The sequence below is a fragment of the Pseudomonas sp. IT-347P genome (assembly GCF_949768005.1).
GTDB lineage: Bacteria > Pseudomonadota > Gammaproteobacteria > Pseudomonadales > Pseudomonadaceae > Aquipseudomonas.
The window spans coordinates 260,343-280,682 of sequence record NZ_CATKPQ010000022.1 but is presented as its reverse complement, the minus strand read 5'-3'; the positions used below and the strand labels follow the sequence as shown (position 1 = coordinate 280,682).

The following is a 20,340-nucleotide window of genomic DNA, read 5'->3' as shown; positions in this document are numbered from 1 at the left end:
GCAATCAAAAAGGATCTCGTAGTGATGCTCGCTCGCCCGTCCCGTCGTCGTACCAACGTCCAGTCGTTCAAACGTGAAGCCGTGGAGCCGGCGCTGTGGCTGCTCAAACCGCTGGCGCAAGCGGTGGCGTTGTGTCTGGTGGCGGGCAATGCGCACGCGGCAACGGCGTTCAGCTCCACCTGGTTCGCCGCCAAAGGTGCGGCGCAGCAAGCGGCGGCTGCACGGCCGAGCATGGGCGGTCTGCCAGGGATGACGCCGCCCCTGGCGCAGCAGCAAAAAGCCAATCAGCAATTGCAGCGCTCGATTCAGACGCTGAACAACACCGTCGCCGCGATTGCCGCGCAGCAGGCGGCTCAGGCTGCCGGGCGTGCCGCCGCATTGGGCTCGGTGCAGTTTGTGCCGGACGGCCTGGGCGAGGGCGGCCTGAAAGTCGATAACAGCCTCACGCAAGGTTGGCAGAACGCCAAGGGTCCGCAGCAAACCCAGGCCGACGGCAGAACCACGGTGAAGATCGAGCAGACCGCCGACAAGGCGATCCTCAATTGGGAAACTTTCAACGTCGGGCGCAACACCACCGTTGAATTTGCCCAGCAAGCGAACTGGGCGGTGCTCAACCGCGTCAACGATCCGAATGCACGGGCCAGCCAGATTCAGGGCCAGATCAAGGGCGACGGCACGGTGATGCTGATCAACCGCAACGGCATCGTGTTCAGCGGCAGCAGTCAGGTCAACGTGCGCAACCTGGTGGCGGCGGCGGCGAATATCACCGATATCCAGTTTCGCGACCGGGGTCTGTACTTCGACAGCACCGGCACCCAGCCGACCTTCACCGATGCCGCCGGCAAGGTGTTGGTGGAGCGCGGTGCGAGCATTGCAACCCATAAACCGGCGTCGTCTACCGCTGCCGGAGGTTATGCGTTGTTGCTCGGCAGTGAAGTGCAGAACGACGGCAGCATCAGCACCGCCAAGGGCCAGACCGTGCTGGGTGCCGGTGACCGCTTTTACATCCGCAAAGGCGCGGGCACCGAGGGCAATGCGCTGTCGACCACGTTCGGCAACGAAGTCACGCCGGGTTTCAAGGCGGGCGATGTCAGCGGCAAGGTCAGCAACAACGGTTTGATTCAGTCGGCTACCGGCGACATCACGCTGACCGGCCACGAAGTCGTACAGAACGGCGTATTGCTCGCCAGCACCTCAGTGGCGGCACGCGGCACGATTCATCTGTCCAATCCCGCCAGCGACAGCGGCGGCAGCGTCACTCTGGCGCAAGGCAGTGCCACGGCGATCATGCTCGACAGCAGCGACTTGACCGCGCTGGACAGCCAGCATCAGGCCACCCTGAGTGCGGTCAACGCGAACAACCGGATCCGTGGCGATCAGTCGCGCATCGAGATCCAGAGCGGCGGCAGTGTCGAGTTTCAGAACGGCTCCATCACCCTCGCCACCGGTGGGCAGGTCGCGGTGAGCGCGCAGCGTCGCAGTCTGGTGCGCGACGGCGCGATGATCGATGTGTCGGGTGCCCTCGGCGTCAAAGTGGCGATGGAAAACAACAACATCAAGATCAACGTGCAAGGCAACGAGCAGCGCGACGCCTCGGTCAATCGCGAGAAAGGCGCGCTCAACAGCAATGACATCTGGATCGATGTGCGCGAACTGGTCCATGTGCCGGCGGGCACCAACGGCTACGCCACGGATCGCTGGTACACCGCCGGTGGTCTGCTCGAAGTCGGTGGCTATCTCGGCACGCAGGCGCACAGTGTGGGCGAGTGGATGGCGCAGGGCGGCACGGTGAGTTTTGCCGGCAACGATGTGGTCAGCGAAAAGGGTTCGCTGATCAACCTGTCCGGCGGCACCCTCGATGTGCAGAGCGGTGAAATCCGCCAGAGCTGGCTGCGCGGTGCGGACGGCAAGTTGTATGAAGTCTCCCGTGCACCGGGGGACCTGCTCTACACCGGGCTGTACAAAGGTTACGAGGACAACAGCGAGCGTTGGGGTCAGACCCGCGCCTTCTACAACCCGTTGATTGCGCCGCGCTCACGTTTCGAGTCGGGATACACCGTGGGCCGCGACGCCGGGCAACTGGTGATTGCCACGGCCAATGCGGTACTCGACGGGCAGATGCTCGGCGAGGTGTATCAGGGCGAGCGGCAGAACCAGGCGCCGACACCGGTGCTCGATGGTTACGAGCAGAGTCAGACCGCGCTGGCCCGTCGCGCGCAGTTGATCGTTGGCAGTTATGACCCGGCTTACGTGGCGGCAGCCGGCGGCGTGTTGTATGCGCTCAACCCGGTGCTGGATCAGGTGCAGATCGGCGGCGAGCGTCCGCTTGCCGGCAATGATCAGGATCTGGCGGGTGCTGTGTCGGCATCGCGCAAGGGCCGGTTGTTTCTCGATAACGAGCAGCTCAACGGTTTCCGTCTCGGCGCGCTCAAGGTGGCGGCGAAGGATCAGGTGGCCGTTGACGGTGCCCTCAGCGTCGATGCCGGTGGCGACATCATCCTGTATGCGCCGGATGTGCAGGTCGGCGCCGACCTGAGCGCGCGTGGCGGCAGCTTGCGCCTGGGCAACGTGCTCAATCAGTTCACCGGCTCCGAGAGCAGCGACACCCGGCTCACGGCGAAAGCCGACAAGGCGACGCAGGTCGCGGTGGCTGACGGTGTGCATCTCGATACGCGCGGTGTGTGGAGCAACCTGCGCACCAATCCGGACGATGGCGCGAGTCTGGCCGCGCTCAACGGTGGTCTGATCTCGATTCGCAGCAGCGGTGACATCGATATCGGCGCCGGCAGTCTGCTCGACGTTGCTTCCGGTGGCGCGATCCTCGCCAACGGCAAGACCCGGGGCGGCAAGGGCGGCGATTTGACGTTGGAGTCCAGCGCGATTTCCGCGCCGGGCCAATCGCATGTGCGCCTCGAGGGTGAGCTGCGCGGCTACGGCGTGAGCGGCGGCGGCACCCTGACGGTTCAGGCCAACAAAATCCTCGTTGGCCAGAGCGACCAGCCGTTGGCCGACACCACACTGCAACTGTCCGCCGATCTATTCAAAACTGGCTTCTCCGCTTACAACCTGATTGGCCTGAGTGGTCTGGACGTGGCCGCCGGCACCGCTGTTGACGTGACGATGCCGGTCTACCGTTTCGCCGACGCTGCGCCAGACCTGGCCAGCGGTGCCGATCCGCAAGCGGCACTGGAGCGGTGGACGCCAGCGCTGTTTCAGGAAAATCCGACTCAGGGCGTGTTGACCCAGCGCGGCGGTGCCAGCCTGACATTGCAGGGCGGCGCGAGCCTGATCAACCTGATCGACGCGGCCAACAGCACGTTGACCCTCGGCCGCGATTCGCGCATCAGCGTTGATCCGGGGCAGCGCATCACGCTGCGTGGTGCCGGGCAGATCACCGTTGACGGGACACTCAACGCCTGGGGCGGCACGATCGATATTCGCCAACAACAATTCGGCTCGATCAAACCGGCCACCTCCAACCAATTGGCCGACCCGACCGCGCATCACCGTTCGATCTGGATCGGAGAGCATGCGGTACTCGACGTGGCCGGGCGTGCGAACACGGCAGTGGATGCGTTGGGGCGCACATATGGGCAGGTCGGCAAGGGCGGCAGCATCATTCTCGGCGGCGAGATCGACGCAAAACTGGCCACGGCTACCGCCGCCGATGCTTACGTGATTGTGCGCCAAGGTGCGCGGCTGGATGCCTCCGGTGCCGAGGCACTGCTGGATATCGCCGGCCAAGGACCGACGCGCGTGGCGACTGACGGCGGACGCATTGGCATCAGTTCTTACAACGGCCTGTTCATCGACGGTGACCTGCGTGCCACGGCGGGCGGTGTCGGCGCGGCGGGCGGGCGGCTGGAGGTGGCGCTGGAGACGCCGTTGTACCTTGAATCGGCAGACAACACTGTTCGCGCCCCCCGCGAATTGATCATTGATCAGCGCGCGACGGAGCAGACGCTTGCCGCCGGGTTGCGTCCGGGCGAGGGCGCTGCCGGGTTGCGTTACGGTCAGGCGCGTTTACATGCCGACAACCTGATGGCCGGCGGTTTCGACAACTTGAGTCTGTTGAGTAACGGCCTGTTGTCGTTCGACGGTGACGTCAACCTGCACATGGCTCAAAGTCTGAGCCTGTACGCCGGTGCACTGTCCCTTGCCGAGTCTTCCAAAGACGCCGCACGGGTGGATTTGCACGCGCCGTACCTGCGTTTGTCCGGTGTCGGCACCTATTACAGTGTGGTCGGCACGGTGCGCCCACGCCCGACCAACAACCCGACCGGCAACGTGTCGGACGCTCGCTTCAGCGCGACAGCGAACCTGCTGGATGTGGGCAATGCTCTGTCGTTCGGCACGCAAGGTTCGATCCTGCAACTCAAGGCGCCGGCTGCGCAATACAGTCGCCGCGCTTTCGCTGACGTCAGCCTCGACAGCCAGGGTGATCTGCGCTTCCTGGCGCCGACCGATGGCGATCAGAAAAGCCGTCTATGGACGCCGGGCGATCTGCACCTGAGTGCGGCGCAGATTTACCCCGCTAGTGATGTGCAGGCGGAAGTGCGTGTCGGTTATCAGGGCGCGCAGTCGGTGGCTGAACATACCCTGCGGATCAGCGGTCACGGGGCGGCGCCGGCGGCCGCGCCATACTCGGCGTTCGGTCAGTTGACGTTCTCGGCCGCGAACATCGAACAGGGCGGGGTGTTGCGCGCCCCGCTGGGCAAGATTGTCCTCGGTGATGACCTGCTGACCACGACCCGCGAAGTGCGTTTGCTGCCGGGCAGTCTGACGTCGGTCAGTGGTGCCGGGCTGATCATGCCGTACGGCGGCACCACGGACGGCATCGACTACCGCTATGGCGGCAAATCGGTGGTGTTGAATGGCATCACCGGGGAAACCTCCGGCGTGTCGATGAGTACTCAGTTCATCGATGTGCAGAGCGGCGCGGTGATCGATCTGTCCGGCGGTGGCGACTTGCGTGGCGCCGGTTTCGTTTCCGGGCGCGGCGGTTCCACGGATGCGCGTTTCAACCCGCTGGTGCGCAATGCCACTGACGGCACCTTCAGCCTGCCGGGGCTGGCCAGCAATCCGGTGTATGCCATCGTGCCGGGTAATCAAAGCGCCTACGCACCCGTGCTGGCCGAGGCGGGCGCGGTGGATCCGCGTATCGGCCAGCAGATCACCCTCGGTGCCGGGGTTCCGGGGCTGGCTGCGGGTACTTACACGTTGTTGCCGTCGACATTTGCGTTGCTGCCGGGCGCCTTTCGGGTCGAGGTCAATGGTCAGGCGACGCCGGGCACATTCACGCAAGCGCTGCCACTGCGCAACGGTTCATGGACCGGCAGCGGACAGTTGTCGATTGCCAACACGAGCCTGCGCGACAGTCTGGCCAAACAGATCATTCTGACCCCGGCCGATGTGCTGCGCCGTTACTCGCAGTACAACGAAACCAGTCTTGCGCAATTTATCCAGAGCGATGCCGCGCGCCGCGGCGTACCCCGGGCGCTGGCGCCGCAGGACGGCAAGACGCTGGACCTGCGTCTGGTTGACGGTGGCGAGCAGGATGTCGCGTTGCAGTTCAATGGATTGGTGCGGTTCGGCGCAGCGACCGGGGGCCTGGTCGGCACCGCGGTGGTGCGCAGCGGCAACGCCCGCAGCAACTTCGAAATCCTCGGCAGCGGACATGCGCCTACCGAGGGCTTCAGCGGCATTTCGCTGTATGCCGACACGCTCAACAACCTCAACGCCGGGCGTTTGAGCATCGGTGCGATGCCGACCGTCAGCTACAGCACGGCGGGCAATATCATCGGTTTCGTCGGCGACACCTCAAGCATCATCCTGCGTGACGGTGCACAGTTGGCGGCGCCGGAAGTGTTATTGCGCACCAACGCAATCAATGGCGGCATCACCGTTGAAGCGGGCGCGGGGATCAACGCTTTGGGACGTGGCAACGTCGCTTATGACTCGACGGCCGGGTACATCTATCAGCCGGGCGCATCCAGCCTCGTGGTGGTCTCGAACGGCTGGACCAATGTCCTGGCGCCGGAGGCGGGCAGTGGCTTCACCGGTGCCGGCAGCATTCGCATCGGCACCTGCGCCACGCGGTCGTGCGACGCTCCGGCGCTGCTGTACTCGAACGGCAGCATCACCGCCGCGACGGACAACCAGTTCGAACTCGGCGAAGCGGTGCGTTTCGGCACGCGTCACCTGGCCCTGTCGGTCGGTGCCGTCAATGCCGGCAGCGCCGAGGCGCTGGCCGCGGCGGGCAACCGCGTGCCGGCCGGTCTGACCTTGAATCAGAATGTGCTGGATCGGTTGCTGCGCGGTGACACGCAATTCGGCGCGCCAGCCCTGGAGACCCTGAGCCTGACCACGCGCGACGCCTTCAATCTGTACGGCAGCGTGACCCTCGATACCTTCGATGCGCAGACCGGGCAGAGCAAGCTGCAAAATCTGCTGCTCGCCACTCCGGCGATTTACGGCGCAGGCACCGCCGACGATATCGCGACGATCCGCACCGCCAACCTGATCTGGAACGGCGCCACGCAAGATCCCGGCAGTGTGATCACCGACGGTGCCGGCACCGGCAGCGGCACGCTGGATATTCAGGCACAACGCATCGAACTGGGTTACGGCCCGATGCCGCAAGCGAGCGGCCTCGACCAGAACAACCGCCTGGCGCTGGGCTTTGCCAATGTCAACCTGACGGCCAGCGAGCGCATCACTGCCAATCACAAAGGCAGTCTGGCGGTGTATCAGCAGCAGGGCGCGTACGACCCGGTCGAGGGCTATGCCTACAGCGGCGGCAATCTGAATCTGCGCACGCCGTTACTCACCGGTGAAGCGGCGTCGGTCAATCTGCTCAAGGCCGGCAACAGCCTGACACTCAGCGGTGCCGGTGCTTTGGGTGTGGCCGACGCGTTGGGCGCTGCACTGAACCTTGAAGCCCGCTACATCGTGCTCGACAGCCGCATCGCGTTGGCCAGCGGCAAACTCACGGTGAAGGCCGAGAATGACCTGACCCTGGCCGGCGGTGCGCAACTGGACATGGCCGGGCGCACCTTGCCGTTCAATGATGTGAGCAAGTACAGCTGGGGCGGTGATGTGTCGCTGCTCAGCAACAGCGGCAATATTCGCCAGCTCGCCGGGTCGCGCATCGACCTGTCAGCGAAAAACAATCAGGCCGGCAACCTCAGCGCCGTCGCGTTGGCGGCGGACGCCGGCCTTGTCGACCTGCAAGGCGAGATTCTCGGCGCCAGCAGTGGCTATTACGATGCCGGTGGAACGCTGGTGCCGTACAAGGCCGGCGGCGTGGACATTCGTGCCCAGCAGTTGGGCGGCGAGGCGAGTGCGCAGTTCGCCGCCCTCAACCAACGCTTGAATGCCGGCCAGGTGTTCGGCAGTCGCAGCCTGCAACTCAAGCAGGGCGATCTGGTGATAGGCGACGGACTCAAAGCCGGTGAGGTCAATGTCTCGGTGGACAATGGCAGCCTGACAGTCAACGGCTTGATCGATGCCAGTGGCGAGCGGGTCGGCAGCATTCGCCTGTCGGCGCAAAACGGCCTGACCCTGAGCGGCAACAGTGTGCTCGACGCCCATGGTCGCGTGTTGCGGGTCGACAGTTACGGCAAGATCATCGACGCGCCGAACCGGGCCATGGTCGAGCTGAATTCCGGTACCGGGTTGTTGACCCTGGCCTCTGGCACGCGCATTGACCTGCGCCATGGCACCGATGCTGTGCCGGGCTTCCTCGCCGGCCAGCACGATCAGATGCTGCGCGGCACGCTGGAACTCAATGCACCGCGTCTTGGCGCTGGCGATATCGCCATCGACGCCAGCGGCAGCGTGAATATTCAGGGCGCGCGTGCCATTGGTCTCAATGGCGTGCGCCGTTATACCGATGCGCGCGACGGCGTCGACCCTGCGGTCAGCGGCCGGCCGTATCAGGTGATCGATCAGGCCCTGTTTACCCGCATCGACGGCGACAGCACCTCCTTCATCGAAGCGGCGTTGAGCAACACCGATCTGTTGCACCGCAAACTGGCCGGTCTGAACAATGCGACGTACGCCGATGCCTTCCACTTGCGTCCAGGCGTCGAGATCGCCAGCAACAGCGCAGACGGTGATCTGGTGGTCGAGGGCGATATCGATCTCTCGCGTTACCGCTACGCCAGCCTCAATCCGCATACGGCCAGGGTCGATGGCGTCTACGGTTCCGGTGAATCCGCCAGTCTGGTGATCCGTGCCGGCGGTAACCTCGATATCTACGGCAGCCTCAACGACGGCTTCGCGCCGCCCCCGGAAACCGTCGATGACGCGGGCTGGAAACTGTTGCCGGGCGTGCAACCGTTCGGTGGCGACCTGATTGTGCCGGGTACCGGCGTGACACTGGCGCCGGGCACGCAATTTCCGTCGGGCGTTACCCTCAATTACGATTTGCCGATCCAGGACACGACGCTGGTCAGCGGTACGTTGCTGCCGGTTCAGGTGGAGCTGGCCGCGCCGTACACCTTCAGCGCCGGCACCGTGCTGGCGGCGGCGGTGCATGATGCTTCGGGCAATCTGCTGTATGCCGCCGGCACGTTACTCGGCAGCGACGTAACAGTGCCGGTCAGCAGCCGTCTGGGCGCCGGCATTCGTTTGAACCGCAACACCGCGTTGAAGGCGATGAACTGGCCTAAAGGGGTACCGTTGCCCGGCGCGTTCGATGCCGACACCGGCAGCAGCAAGAACTTGTTGTTAAGCAGTGCGCTGCCGTTGTTGCGCGGTTCGTTGATTCCGTCCATGACCAACGTGGTGCTCGCCGATGGCGCAGCATTTATCGAATTGCGCGCGCTCAACGGCACGCAGCAAGGCGCCAACTGGGCGCTGGCGAAAATGTTGCCGTCCGGCAGTTCGTCATGGTCGATCCGAGCAGTGGCGGGGGCGGATCTGGCGGCCGCTGACAGCCGTGCGGTGAAACCGCTCACTAGCGCAGGCGATTTGCGTCTGGCAGACACCCATTACGGTGCGAAGATTACCGAAGGCAATCCGCGCGCGGTGTGGTCGGAAACCAACCAGTATGGCTTCCCGGCGTTTGAGCCGGTGCCCGAGGAGTACCTGATTCTCTGCGAGACCGATCCCGGTGCCTGTGCGCCGATGGCGCGCTGGACCTGGGCGCCCGGCAACCAGTTCGGCTTCCAGGATTACGCGCCGATTCCCGAGGAATACCTGACACTGTGCGACAGTTATCCCGAGGTGTGCATCGAGAGCAATCCGGCGAAAAGCGCCAGTATTCACAGCCAGATGTTCAGCGTCTTGCGCACTGGTACCGGCGACCTGGATTTGCTCGCTGCCGGCAACCTGAGCATGGCTTCGCCGTTTGGCGTTTACACCGCGGGGACTCAGTCGGCTGATGTCGATCCACGCTACAACCAGGTGCGCGGACACCTGTCCGACAACAATTCGGTGTTGGGCAGTGGCGGGGTTGATGTTGAAAAATGGGTCAATGGCGACACCGACAGTCTCTATCAGGCCTGGTATCCGCAACTGGGTGGCAACCTGACCATCAACGCCGGCGGATCCGTATCGGGTGATGTTTTGGGACGCAAGTTGGCCAACACCGGTGGCTACCGTGAGCAGGTGCCGAGCGTGGCGGTGGGCAACTGGTTATGGCGTCAGGGTACCGGCAGCAGCGATGTGCCGACCTCGTGGTGGATCAACTTCGGCAGTTATACGACGCAGCCAATGCCGGATGCGGACATGGACACAGCGCCGTATCTGGTGGGCTTCACCGGTTTCGGCACACTCGGTGGCGGCAATATCAGCCTGCGCGCCGGTGCCGACGCCGGCATGCTCAAAGCGATGGGCGATGCGCGAACCAACCCGCGCAGTCAGGGGCTGATCGTGGCGGTGGGCAGTACCGGTCGTGTCGGCAGCGACGGCAGCCTGCAATTGACCGGTGGCGGCGACATGGACATCCGCATCGGTGGCACGCTCAACCCGTCCCTGCAGGCCCGCGCGGGCAGCGATGGTCTCACGCCACCTAAACACGATCTGCAAGGCGCATTGATCAACCTGCGCGGTGCGGCGCAGGTGAGCGGCAGTGCGGCGGGCGGTATCAATCTGCAATATGGCGCCAACAGCGTGCAGCATGATGCTCGCGAAACCCGTGCGCTGGATCCGTTTACCGCAACCACCAGCCATGCCTCCGGCGGGATTGTGCTGATTCCGGGCGACTCCGGCATGCGCATCAATACGCGTGGCGATCTGGTGCTGGGCGGGGCGGTGGATCCGGGTCGGGTGCGGCAACAGAACGCTACGGCGCTGTTCGACAGCCAGGGCGAAATCATTCAGGGCGGAATTTTGAGCGGCTTCTCGTTGTGGACTGATCACACTGCCATCGATCTGTTCTCGGCCGGTGGCAACCTCACCCCGAGCACACAATTGGCCGAGACCGATACCAACGGGCCTATCAAAGGGCAGAACACGTCGCCGACCGACAGCCGTTTCGTCTATCCGTCGATCCTGCGTGCCGTTGCCGCTCAAGGATCGATCTACGCAGGCCCGTCGGCGGCTTACAGCGTTGGCAATACCCCCCCGGCGACCGCGTACTCGCTGTTGTTGGCGCCGTCGACTTCAGGTCAGCTGGAATTGCTGGCCGGCGATTCGATTTATGCCGGCGGCTATGCGATCAACCAGTCAGGAGCCAATCCGCTGGCGCTTGCCACACCGTTCACTCCAGCGTTTTACGGTTATGAAAGCAGCAAGGCGGAAACGCCGTTCATGTCCAACAGCAGCAGCGACGGTATTGCCGCGGAACCGAACCTGCGTTTCCCGCTGTTCACCTTCGGCAGCAATTCGTACTCCGGCCTCAGCGCCGTGCAGGGGCCAGCGCGAATTTATGCGTTGAGCGGCGACCTGGTGGGCGTGCGCAGTGGCGAATCCCTGCGCGCTAGCGATTCGCTACAAACCTGGTACGAAGCCGCAGGGCCGGTGTGGATGATGGCCGGTCGCGACATCGTCGCCTCTGGCACCAACCTGGGTAAACCGACGATTTCCCCGAAGGACGGCGTCGGGACCGCCAAAGATACGATCTACTCCACCGGCAACCTGTTTGTGCATAACGACCCGAGGGATATATCGAAGGTGTCGGCGGGCCGCGACATCCTTTACAGCAGTTTCGACATCGCCGGTCCGGGCACGCTGGAGGTCAATGCCGGGCGCAACATCCTCATGGAAGACCGGGCCGGCATCACCAGCCTCGGACCATTGCTGGCCGGTGATCAGCGGCCGGGCGCCAGTGTGGTCTTGCAGGCCGGCGTGGGCGCAAAGGGACCGGATTATTCACGGTTCATCGCTCGCTACCTGAACCCGCAGAATCTTGCCAATCCGGATACCTCGTTGAGCGCGCAACCGGGCAAGGTCGTCAAGACTTACATCGACGAGTTGCAGAGCTGGCTAACCCTCGGCTACGGCTTCAGCGGCAATGCAGAACAGGCACAAGCGTTCTACGCCGCGCTGCCGAGTGCCGAGCAGGCGATCTTCGCGCGGCAGGTGTACTTCGCCGAACTGCGCGCCGGTGGCCTGGAATACAACGATGTCGACGGCCCGCGCAAGGGCAGTTATCTGCGCGGTCGCAATGCGATTGCCGCGTTGTTCCCAAGCACTGACGTGGCTGGCAATCCGATCCGTTACGACGGCGATATCACGATGTACGGCGGAGCAGGGGTCAAGACCCTGTTCGGCGGTGACATCCAGATGCTCACCCCGGGCGGCGGTCAGGTGTTCGGCATCGAAGGCGCGGCGCCGCCATCCACCGCGGGGATCATCACCCAAGGCTCGGGCAATATTCAGCTCTACTCCCAGGGCAGTATTTTGCTCGGCCAGAGCCGCATCATGACCACCTTCGGCGGTTCGATACTCGGCTGGTCCGCCGAGGGCGACATCAACGCCGGTCGCGGCTCGAAAACCACGGTGGTCTACACGCCGCCGAAACGGGTTTACGACACGTGGGGCAACGTGACGCTGTCGCCTTCGGTACCGAGCACCGGCGCCGGCATCGCCACGCTCAACCCGATTGCCGAAGTGGCACCGGGCGACATCGACCTGATCGCGCCACTGGGCACCATTGATGCCGGCGAAGCGGGGATTCGCGTGTCGGGTAACGTCAACATCGCTGCGCTGACGGTGGTCAACGCCGCCAACATCTCGGTGCAGGGCAAGACGACAGGTGTGCCGGTGGTCTCGGCGGTGAATACCGGGGCGATTACTTCGGCCAGTTCTGCTGCATCGTCAGCCACGCAAGCGGCCGAGGACGTCGCCCGTCAGCAGCAGGCGGCTGCGCGACAGAATCAGGCCTCGGTGTTCACCGTGCAGGTGTTGAGCTTCGGCAACGAACAGCTTGCGCCGTCCCGCGATGGCGCCAGCCGTGCCCCGGCACCGGGTTACAACCCGAACAGCCCGGTGCAGGTGTTGGGCGCCGGGGCGCTGGATGAACAGGCGAAACAGCAGTTGACCGAAGAGGAGCGTGGGCAACTGACGTTGTAAAAGACTCTCGTGCAGTACGTTTGGGCGACCGCTTGGTCGCCCTTTTTTTATTTATGAAGTTCGTGGATATTGTTGTCGGGTGTGGACCAACGTCAGTATTTTGATGCGTCCATTCACTCGATAGACCAGCAGATAGTTTGAATTAACCACCATTTCCCGAGTGCCTGGCGCTCGACCGGATCTGTAACCATAGGGGATTGACGATAGCCTTTGCGTTGCTGCACCAACCTTGTGCTGCAGAGCCGCTGAAGCATTGGAATTGTGTTGTTCAATGTAATCGATGATGTCAGCCAGATCGGAGCCTGATCGCTCCATTCAAGCGGCAGCGCGTCGATTCTTGCGTTTCTCTTCTAACAATTGGTCGAGCCGCACCATGGCCTCCTCATGGGGAATGCCCGGGCGAGGATCATCCAGTGCAGCCTGCACCTTGGCACGGAACCAGCGATCGTAGCTCTCTGCCTCTTCTTCGGATTTGAACTCAGAATAAAACGGGGAAAGCAATATGCTCATATGACCTCCGTGATCAATTTCAAGCAGTCTAAGGGGGGAATGGCCCATTGTCGTCACTGGCTGACGATGCACCCCATGAACCCTTGAGGAACCATGGGATAACGGAGCCCAGTATCTGCAAACACCCCCTTTAAATCTGCCAGACGTTTCCCCCTATTGTCCGGTAATCTCGACCGTCGCTGTAGGCGTATTCCACCCATGCGGTTTTCAGGTTTTCAGGCTACAAATCCAGGTGCGCTTTCCTACAAACCCACTCAGAACGCATAGGGAATACTCACCTTCGCCCACAACATTTCCCCCTCCGGCCGGTTCTCCACATCAAACTCCTTGGCCCAGCGAATCTCCGCACTGGCGTATTTGAGAAAGGTGAAATGCAGCGCCGGGCCAATCGCGAAGACCTTGCCGCGCACGCCGTCATCGACGTCCTGTCCGGCAAACTGCACGGTATGGCCAAACTGTTTGTCGTCGGTGGTCTGCTTGAGGTAGTAGCCGTTGATGCCTAGCATCAGGTCGTCGGTGATCTTGTAGCTGGCCGAATAGTCGAAGTGGAAGATCTGCCCGGACTTGTAGTCGGTGTCCTTGTTCTTCTCGTTGAAGCTGTAGGTGGTCTTCATCGAGACCTCGGTCCGGTCGGTCGGCAGCCAGGTGAACGAGAACAGCGGTTTGTAGGTGTAGAAATTGTTGCTGGTGTTGGCCAGTCGATCGACGCTGTATTCGCCCGTCGGTACGGTGATTTCCACGGCGGCGCCGAGGGTCAGGTGCTTGCCCATGTCCCACAGGATGATCGGCGCGATGGTGGTATCGCCCATGCCTTCGCGGGTGTCGCTCAAGCCGAACACCGAGACTTCCTGTTTCAGCCACGGCTGGGCGATGTAACCGGCCAGGCGCCCGCCGAATACCCGCACCGGGCTTAAGTAATCGAGACGCGGAATCACTGCAGTGGATTCGATTTCGACGTTCGGCACTTTGCCGCCCAGCGAACTGATGTTGAGTTTTCGTGACTTGTAATGGTTGTAGTAGAGATTGAACGCGACCATGTTCTGCGGAAGGCTGTCGACCTCCAGCGGCAGCATGAAGAAACCGTCGGTGCCGGGGCCGATGTTGTCGACGCCGGCTTCGGTGGCCAGCGCCGGCAGGTTGGCGGCGCAGCCCAGCAAGCAAAGGGCCAGACGCAGGGGGAGTGTCGCGCGGTTCGGGTGCATGGCCGTCCTCATTATTATTGTGTTTGGAGCGCAACGCCGGCACGCAGTACGCCCGGCACCATAGAAATAAGCGCTTGGCGCCCGGCGCGGCAGGGTATTGGCGGACAGTTAGGGGGACTTCTGCGGACAGTCGGCCCACCCTGTGCTAACTTCCATCGACACAACCGGTTACAAAAATAACAATCAAGCGTGATCCGGAATGTCAGCCCCATGAATGTAAAAGTCCAAGACCCGACCTTCGAACTGGCGCTGGTCTCGCCGTTCCTCCTGCAAACCCTCGCCGAAGTCGTGCAGAACAAGGGCATTGATCCCCAGAGCCTGTGCCGTGGGCTGGGTTTCACCCTTGAGGATCTGCAGGATCCGGCGCAGCGGATTTCCTATCGTCAGGCCGTGGCGATGATTCAGCGCGCACTGAAAGTGCTGCCCAATCAAGGGTTGGGGCTGTGGGTCGGGGCGCAGAATGTACTCGGCACATTGGGGCTGCTCGGGCATGTGTTGTCGCTGTGCAAGACCTTGCGCGATGCCTTTGCCCTCGGCATTCGCCATCAGCACACGTCCGGCGGGATTGTGGTGTCCAGCGTCGATGTGGTCGGCGCTCAGGTGCATCTCGATGCTGAATGCCGCTTGCCGTTTGCCGATGTGCAGGTGTTTGCGGTCGAGGAGTTTTTCGCCAGTCTGCTGGTGTATGGCCGCGCGCTGGCCGGTGCCGGGTTCAAGGCGATTGCCGTGGAGTTCGTGCACGCCGCGCCGGATTATCTGAGCGAATACCACCGCCTGCTGGGGCCGGACGTGCGCTTCGGTTGCTTGCACAATCGCATGCTGATCGATGCGCAATGGCTGGACGTGAACCTGCCCAATCATCATTCGCTGGCATTGCGTCAGGCCGTTGCGTTACTGGAGCTGGAAGCGGCGCAGGTGCATCAGAAACTCGATCTGATTCAGGCTGTGGAGCGGGCGATTGCCCGGGACCTGAGTCGCGGCAGTCACATTGAAAAGATTGCCGGTGATTTGAACATGAGCAGCCGTACGCTGCGCCGGCGCTTGACCGAGCATGCGCTGACGTTCGAGGCGCTGCTGGAGCAGGTGCGCCAGGCACGGACCCTGAGTCTGCTGGCCAATCCTGATATGCCGATCGAGCGGATTACCGAAGAGGTAGGCTACAGCGATGTGCGCAGTTTTCGCCGGGCATTCAAGCGCTGGACGGGGATGAGCCCAAGTGCCTGGCGTAATGACGCTAACCCTCATCCCAGCCCTCCCGAAACATCGGACCGCCCAGAGGGAGAGGGGACCGACCGAGGTGTCTTGCGAGTTACACCGACCTGAAAGATTGTATCGATTGTGGATTCACAGCCGCACGTTCAAGTCGGCGTATCCCTTAAATATCCCCCATTCAGTCCCCTCTCCCTCCGGGAGAGGGCTAGGGTGAGGGGCTTTTGACTTCCTCCAAACCCCCACAAACCCTCCGGCCACAGGTAAACTCCCGCGCACTTTCCCAAGGAGTTCACATGAGTTACTACCAGCCGGGCATTCTCGCCACCCCAGTTCCTGCGCAAGCGCGTCACCTGTTTTTCGCCCTTGAATCGGTCGAAGCGTTGCCGCAGGCGCTCGATAACCTGATGAATCAGGTGGATGGCAAGTCGGCGGTGGTCGGTTTCGGTGAATCCCTGGCCAAGGCCCTCAACGTGCAGATCGACGGCCTGCGCAGCTTCCCGGCACTGACCGGCGTGGGCGTCGAGAACCCGTCGACCCAGCACGCGCTGTGGGTCTGGCTGCACGGCGTCGACCGGGGTGAACTGCTCAACCGCAGCAACGCCCTCGAAGCCGCTCTGGCGCCGGCGCTGCGTCTGGTCGAGAGGCAGGAAGCCTTCCGCCACAAGGACGGCCACGACCTCACCGGCTACGAAGACGGCACCGAAAACCCGCACGACGAAGCCGCGATCGCGGCGGCCCTGCAAAGTGCCGGCACTGACGGAATGGTCGGTGGCAGCTTCGCTGCGATCCAGCAGTGGCAACACGACCTCAAGGGTTTCCACAAGCTGTCCGCCGAGGACAAGGACAACATCATGGGCCGTCGCCTCAGCGACAACGAAGAGATCGACGACGCGCCGATTTCGGCCCACGTCAAACGCACCGCGCAGGAAAGCTTCGCGCCCGAAGCGTTCGTCGTGCGCCGCTCGATGCCGTGGATCGAAGGTGACCGCGCCGGTTTGATGTTCCTCGCTTTCGGTTATTCGCTGGATGCCTTCGAAGCGCAATTGCGGCGCATGAGCGGTCTGGAGGACGGCATCACCGACGGTTTGTATCGCATCAGCCGACCGATCACCGGCGGCTATTACTGGTGCCCGCCGCTGCAGGACGGGCACCTCGATTTGCGCGCCTTGCGCATGGGTTGAACTAAAAAAAAGGAACTGAAAAATGAACGTGGTGCGCTGGGGGATGATTGGTTGCGGTGATGTCACTGAACGCAAGAGCGGACCGGCCTTTTACAAGGCGCCGGGGTCGGCGCTGGTGGCGGTGATGGGCCGACGTCTGGAGGCGGTCAGTGACTACGCCGCGCGCCACGGCATCGAGCGGTTCTACACCGACGTCGATGCGCTGATCAATGATCCCGAGGTGGACGCGGTGTACATCGCCACGCCACCCGACAGCCACCACGCCTACAGTCTGAAAGTCGCCGCTGCCGGCAAGCATTGCTGCGTGGAAAAACCCATGGCGCTGAATGCCGGGCAAAGCCGTGAAATGCAGCAGGCGTTTGCCGAGGCTGGTTTGCATCTGTTTGTGTCCTACTACCGCCGTTCGCTGCCACGGTTTGCGCAAGTGCGGCAATGGCTGGAGGAGGGGCGAATCGGTGAGGTTCGGCATTTGAGCTGGACATTGACCAAGGCACCGTCACCGGCAGACCTGCAGCGCAGCAACAACTGGCGCACCAATCCGGCGGTGGCCGGTGGCGGTTACTTTGCCGATCTGGCCAGTCATGGCTTTGACCTGTTCCAGTACCTGCTCGGTGACATTGTTGAAGTCGCCGGTTTCACCGCGTCTCAGGCCGGGTTGTATGCGGCAGAGGATGCCGTCAGCGCCAGTTGGCGCTTCGCTAGCGGAGCGCTGGGCATGGGCTGCTGGAACTTTGTCGCGGATCGGCGCGAGGATCGGGTCGAAATCATCGGCAGCCTTGGGCGCATCAACTTTTCCGTGTTTGATGAGCATCCGGTGCAGGTGCATGCCGATGACCCCATCAGCCTGGAAATCCCCCATCACGAACACATTCAGTGGCATCACGTGCTCGGCATGAATGCGCATATTCGTGGTGGTTCAGAACATCCCGCCGTCGCCGAACAAGCGCTCAAGACCGATTGGGTCATGGACCAGATCCTCAAACGCCAGTAGCACACAATTTCCCTGTAGGAGTGAGCCTGCTCGCGATAGCGGTGTGTCAGGCACCGGATTCGTATCTGATACACCGCTATCGCGAGCAGGCTCACTCTACAAAAAGCGATCGTGTGAAGCATCTAAGGTTATGCCTAAACAATATTTCTCAACCTTGTCATAACAATCCTAAGATCACGTCATAACTCGTTATAACAAGTGATTTAGTGATGACCGATAACGTTCTCTCTTTAAGCCCGCTCTCCTTATCAAGTGTCCCGCTGCACACCCAACTGCGCGACGTCCTCCGTGCGCGGATCCTCGACGGCGAATACCCGCAAGACAGCCAGATGCCGTCCGAAAGCGAACTCGGTGCGCTGTTCAAAGTCAGCCGCATCACCGTGCGCCAGGCCCTCGGCGATCTGCAAAAGGAAGGGCTGATCTTCAAGATCCACGGTAAAGGCACCTTCGTTGCCAAGCCGAAAACCTTTCAAAACGTCAGCAGCCTGCAAGGCCTCGCCGAGTCCATGACCGGTCGCGGCTACGAGGTGATCAACCGTTTGCGCAGCTTCAAATTCATCCCGGCGGACAAGCGCGTCGCCGAGCGTTTGCAAGTTGCCGAGGGCGAGGTTGTCGCGCAGATCAAACGGGTGCGGTTGATCAACCGTGAGCCGATTTCCCTGGAAATCACCTACCTGCCCAAAGCCGTCGGCGAGCGCCTTGAGAAGGCCGATCTGGTCACCCGCGACATTTTCCTGATCCTCGAAAACGACTGCGGCATCGCCCTTGGCCATGCTGATCTGGCGATCGACGCAGTGCTGGCCGATAGCGACCTGACCCAGGCGCTGAACGTCGAGACCGGCTCGCCGATCATGCGCATCGAGCGTCTGACCCACGACGCGCAAGGCCAGCCGCTGGACTTCGAACACCTTTACTACCGTGGCGATGCGTTCCAGTACCGCCTGCGGATCGATCGGCAAAAAGGGGAGCAGGCATGACCCGCAACGTTCTCGAACAGGAATACGACATCGTCGTGATTGGCGGCGGTACGGCCGGGCCGATGGCGGCGATCAAGGCCAAAGAGAAGAACCGCGATCTGCGCGTGTTGCTGGTCGACAAGGCCAACGTCAAACGCAGCGGTGCGATCAGCATGGGCATGGACGGCCTGAACAACGCGATCATTCCCGGTCACTCGACGCCTGAGCAGTACACCAAGGAAATCACCATCGCCAATGACGGCATCGTCAATCAGGCTGCCGTTTACGCCTACGCCACCCACAGCTTCGAAACCATTGAGCAACTGGACCGCTGGGGCGTGAAGTTCGAGAAAGACGAGACCGGCGATTACGCGGTGAAAAAAGTCCACCACATGGGCGCCTACGTGCTGCCGATGCCGGAAGGACACGACATCAAAAAAGTTCTTTATCGCCAGTTGAAACGCGCGCGGGTGAGCATTACCAATCGCATGGTCTGCACGCGATTGCTGACCGACGAGGAGGGCGCCGTCAACGGTGTGATGGGCTTCGATTGCCGCACCGCCGACTTCCATGTGATCAAGGCCAAAGCGGTGATCCTCGCTTGTGGTGCCGCCGGGCGCCTCGGTCTGCCGTCGTCGGGCTACCTGATGGGCACTTACGAAAACCCGACCAATGCCGGCGACGGTTACGCGATGGCCTATCACGCTGGCGCCGAACTGGCGAACCTTGAGTGTTTCCAGATCAACCCGTTGATCAAGGATTACAACGGCCCGGCCTGCGCCTACGTCACCGGCCCGCTGGGTGGCTACACCGCCAACAACAAGGGCGAACGCTTCATCGAGTGCGACTACTGGAGCGGGCAGATGATGTGGGAGTTTCATCAGGAACTGGAGAGCGGCAACGGCCCGGTATTCCTCAAACTCGATCACCTCGCCGAGGAAACCATCCAGAACATCGAGGAAATCCTGCACAGCAACGAGCGCCCGAGCCGTGGCCAGTTTCACGCCAATCGCGGCACCGATTACCGCACGCAAATGGTCGAAATGCACATCTCCGAGATCGGCTTTTGCAGTGGGCATTCGGCCTCTGGCGTGTGGGTCAACGAGCGTGCGGAAACCTCGGTGAAAGGTTTGTACTCAGCGGGTGACATGGCTGCCGTGCCACATAACTACATGCTTGGCGCATTCACTTATGGCTGGTTTGCCGGGCACAACGCCGCAGACTTTGTTGCCGGCCGCGAGTTTTCTGCGCTGGATAACGAACAGATCGAAAAGGAAAAAGCCCGGGTCTACGCACCGCTGGACCGCGAGCACGGTCTGCCGCCGGCGCAGGTCGAGTACAAGCTGCGGCGCTTCGTCAACGATTACCTGCAGCCGCCGAAAGTGACCAAGAAGATGCAAATCGGCCTGCAACGCTTCAGCGATATCGAACGCGATCTCGAGCAGATGAAGGCCAACAACGCCCACGAACTGATGCGTGCCATGGAAACCAGCGTGATCCGCGACTGCGCCGAAATGGCTGCGCGCGCCTCGTTGTTCCGCGCCGAAAGCCGCTGGGGCCTGTACCACTACCGCGTCGATCACCCGCAGCGCGATGACAGCGAATGGTTTTGCCATTGCCACCTGAAGAAGGGTGAAGACGGGCAGATGACCAGTTTCAAGAAAGCCGTCGAGCCTTACATCATCCCGCTCGATGCTGAAGAAATGCAGGCTTACGACCGTTTGCGTGTTGGCGCTTTCGCCGCTTGATGCACCACTAAAAAGAGA

At 62.2% G+C, this 20,340-nt stretch carries 9 protein-coding genes; 6 read left to right on the top strand and 3 right to left on the bottom strand.

The window, feature by feature from the left end:
* Nucleotides 1-24 precede the first annotated feature (24 nt).
* Nucleotides 25-12,522 carry a filamentous haemagglutinin family protein gene (locus ACM6IV_RS09940; RefSeq protein WP_414869809.1) on the top strand — a complete coding sequence of 4,166 codons (12,498 nt, stop codon included), beginning with the start codon at nucleotides 25-27 and terminating at the stop codon, nucleotides 12,520-12,522.
* Nucleotides 12,523-12,573: 51 nt separating this feature from the next.
* Here ACM6IV_RS09940 and ACM6IV_RS09935 read toward each other — a convergent pair whose 3' ends face one another.
* The 3 genes from ACM6IV_RS09935 to ACM6IV_RS09925 all read right to left on the bottom strand — a co-directional run bounded on the left by ACM6IV_RS09935 (nucleotide 12,574) and on the right by ACM6IV_RS09925 (nucleotide 14,234).
* Complete coding sequence (locus ACM6IV_RS09935; protein WP_414869808.1) at nucleotides 12,574-12,837, bottom strand: type II toxin-antitoxin system RelE/ParE family toxin; 264 nt, start codon at nucleotides 12,835-12,837, stop codon at nucleotides 12,574-12,576.
* A complete protein-coding gene (locus ACM6IV_RS09930) occupies nucleotides 12,838-13,032 on the bottom strand; it encodes a stability determinant (RefSeq protein WP_414869807.1) in 195 nt (64 codons plus the stop codon).
* Between the two features lie 254 nt (nucleotides 13,033-13,286).
* Nucleotides 13,287-14,234 carry a transporter gene (locus ACM6IV_RS09925; protein WP_414869806.1) on the bottom strand — a complete coding sequence of 316 codons (948 nt, stop codon included), beginning with the start codon at nucleotides 14,232-14,234 and terminating at the stop codon, nucleotides 13,287-13,289.
* Nucleotides 14,235-14,444: 210 nt separating this feature from the next.
* On the opposite strand from ACM6IV_RS09925, the gene ACM6IV_RS09920 reads away from it, so the two are divergent.
* From ACM6IV_RS09920 to ACM6IV_RS09900, 5 genes are all read left to right on the top strand, one after another.
* Nucleotides 14,445-15,557, top strand: a complete 1,113-nt coding sequence (locus tag ACM6IV_RS09920) for an AraC family transcriptional regulator (RefSeq protein ID WP_414869805.1) — start codon at nucleotides 14,445-14,447, stop codon at nucleotides 15,555-15,557.
* Between the two features lie 182 nt (nucleotides 15,558-15,739).
* A complete protein-coding gene (locus tag ACM6IV_RS09915; protein ID WP_414869804.1) occupies nucleotides 15,740-16,627 on the top strand; it encodes a Dyp-type peroxidase in 888 nt (295 codons plus the stop codon).
* 22 nt (nucleotides 16,628-16,649) lie between these two features.
* The gene (locus tag ACM6IV_RS09910; RefSeq protein WP_414869803.1) at nucleotides 16,650-17,618 is read left to right on the top strand and encodes a Gfo/Idh/MocA family protein; all 969 of its coding nucleotides are present in this window, start codon (nucleotides 16,650-16,652) and stop codon (nucleotides 17,616-17,618) included.
* A 209-nt stretch (nucleotides 17,619-17,827) separates the two neighbouring features.
* Entirely contained in the window at nucleotides 17,828-18,595 is a 768-nt protein-coding gene (locus ACM6IV_RS09905; RefSeq protein WP_414869802.1) for a GntR family transcriptional regulator, read from the top strand.
* Nucleotides 18,592-20,322 carry a fumarate reductase/succinate dehydrogenase flavoprotein subunit gene (locus tag ACM6IV_RS09900; RefSeq protein WP_414869801.1) on the top strand — a complete coding sequence of 577 codons (1,731 nt, stop codon included), beginning with the start codon at nucleotides 18,592-18,594 and terminating at the stop codon, nucleotides 20,320-20,322. Before ACM6IV_RS09905 ends, ACM6IV_RS09900 begins: the two co-directional genes overlap by 4 nt.
* The last annotated feature ends 18 nt before the right edge of the window (nucleotides 20,323-20,340 follow it).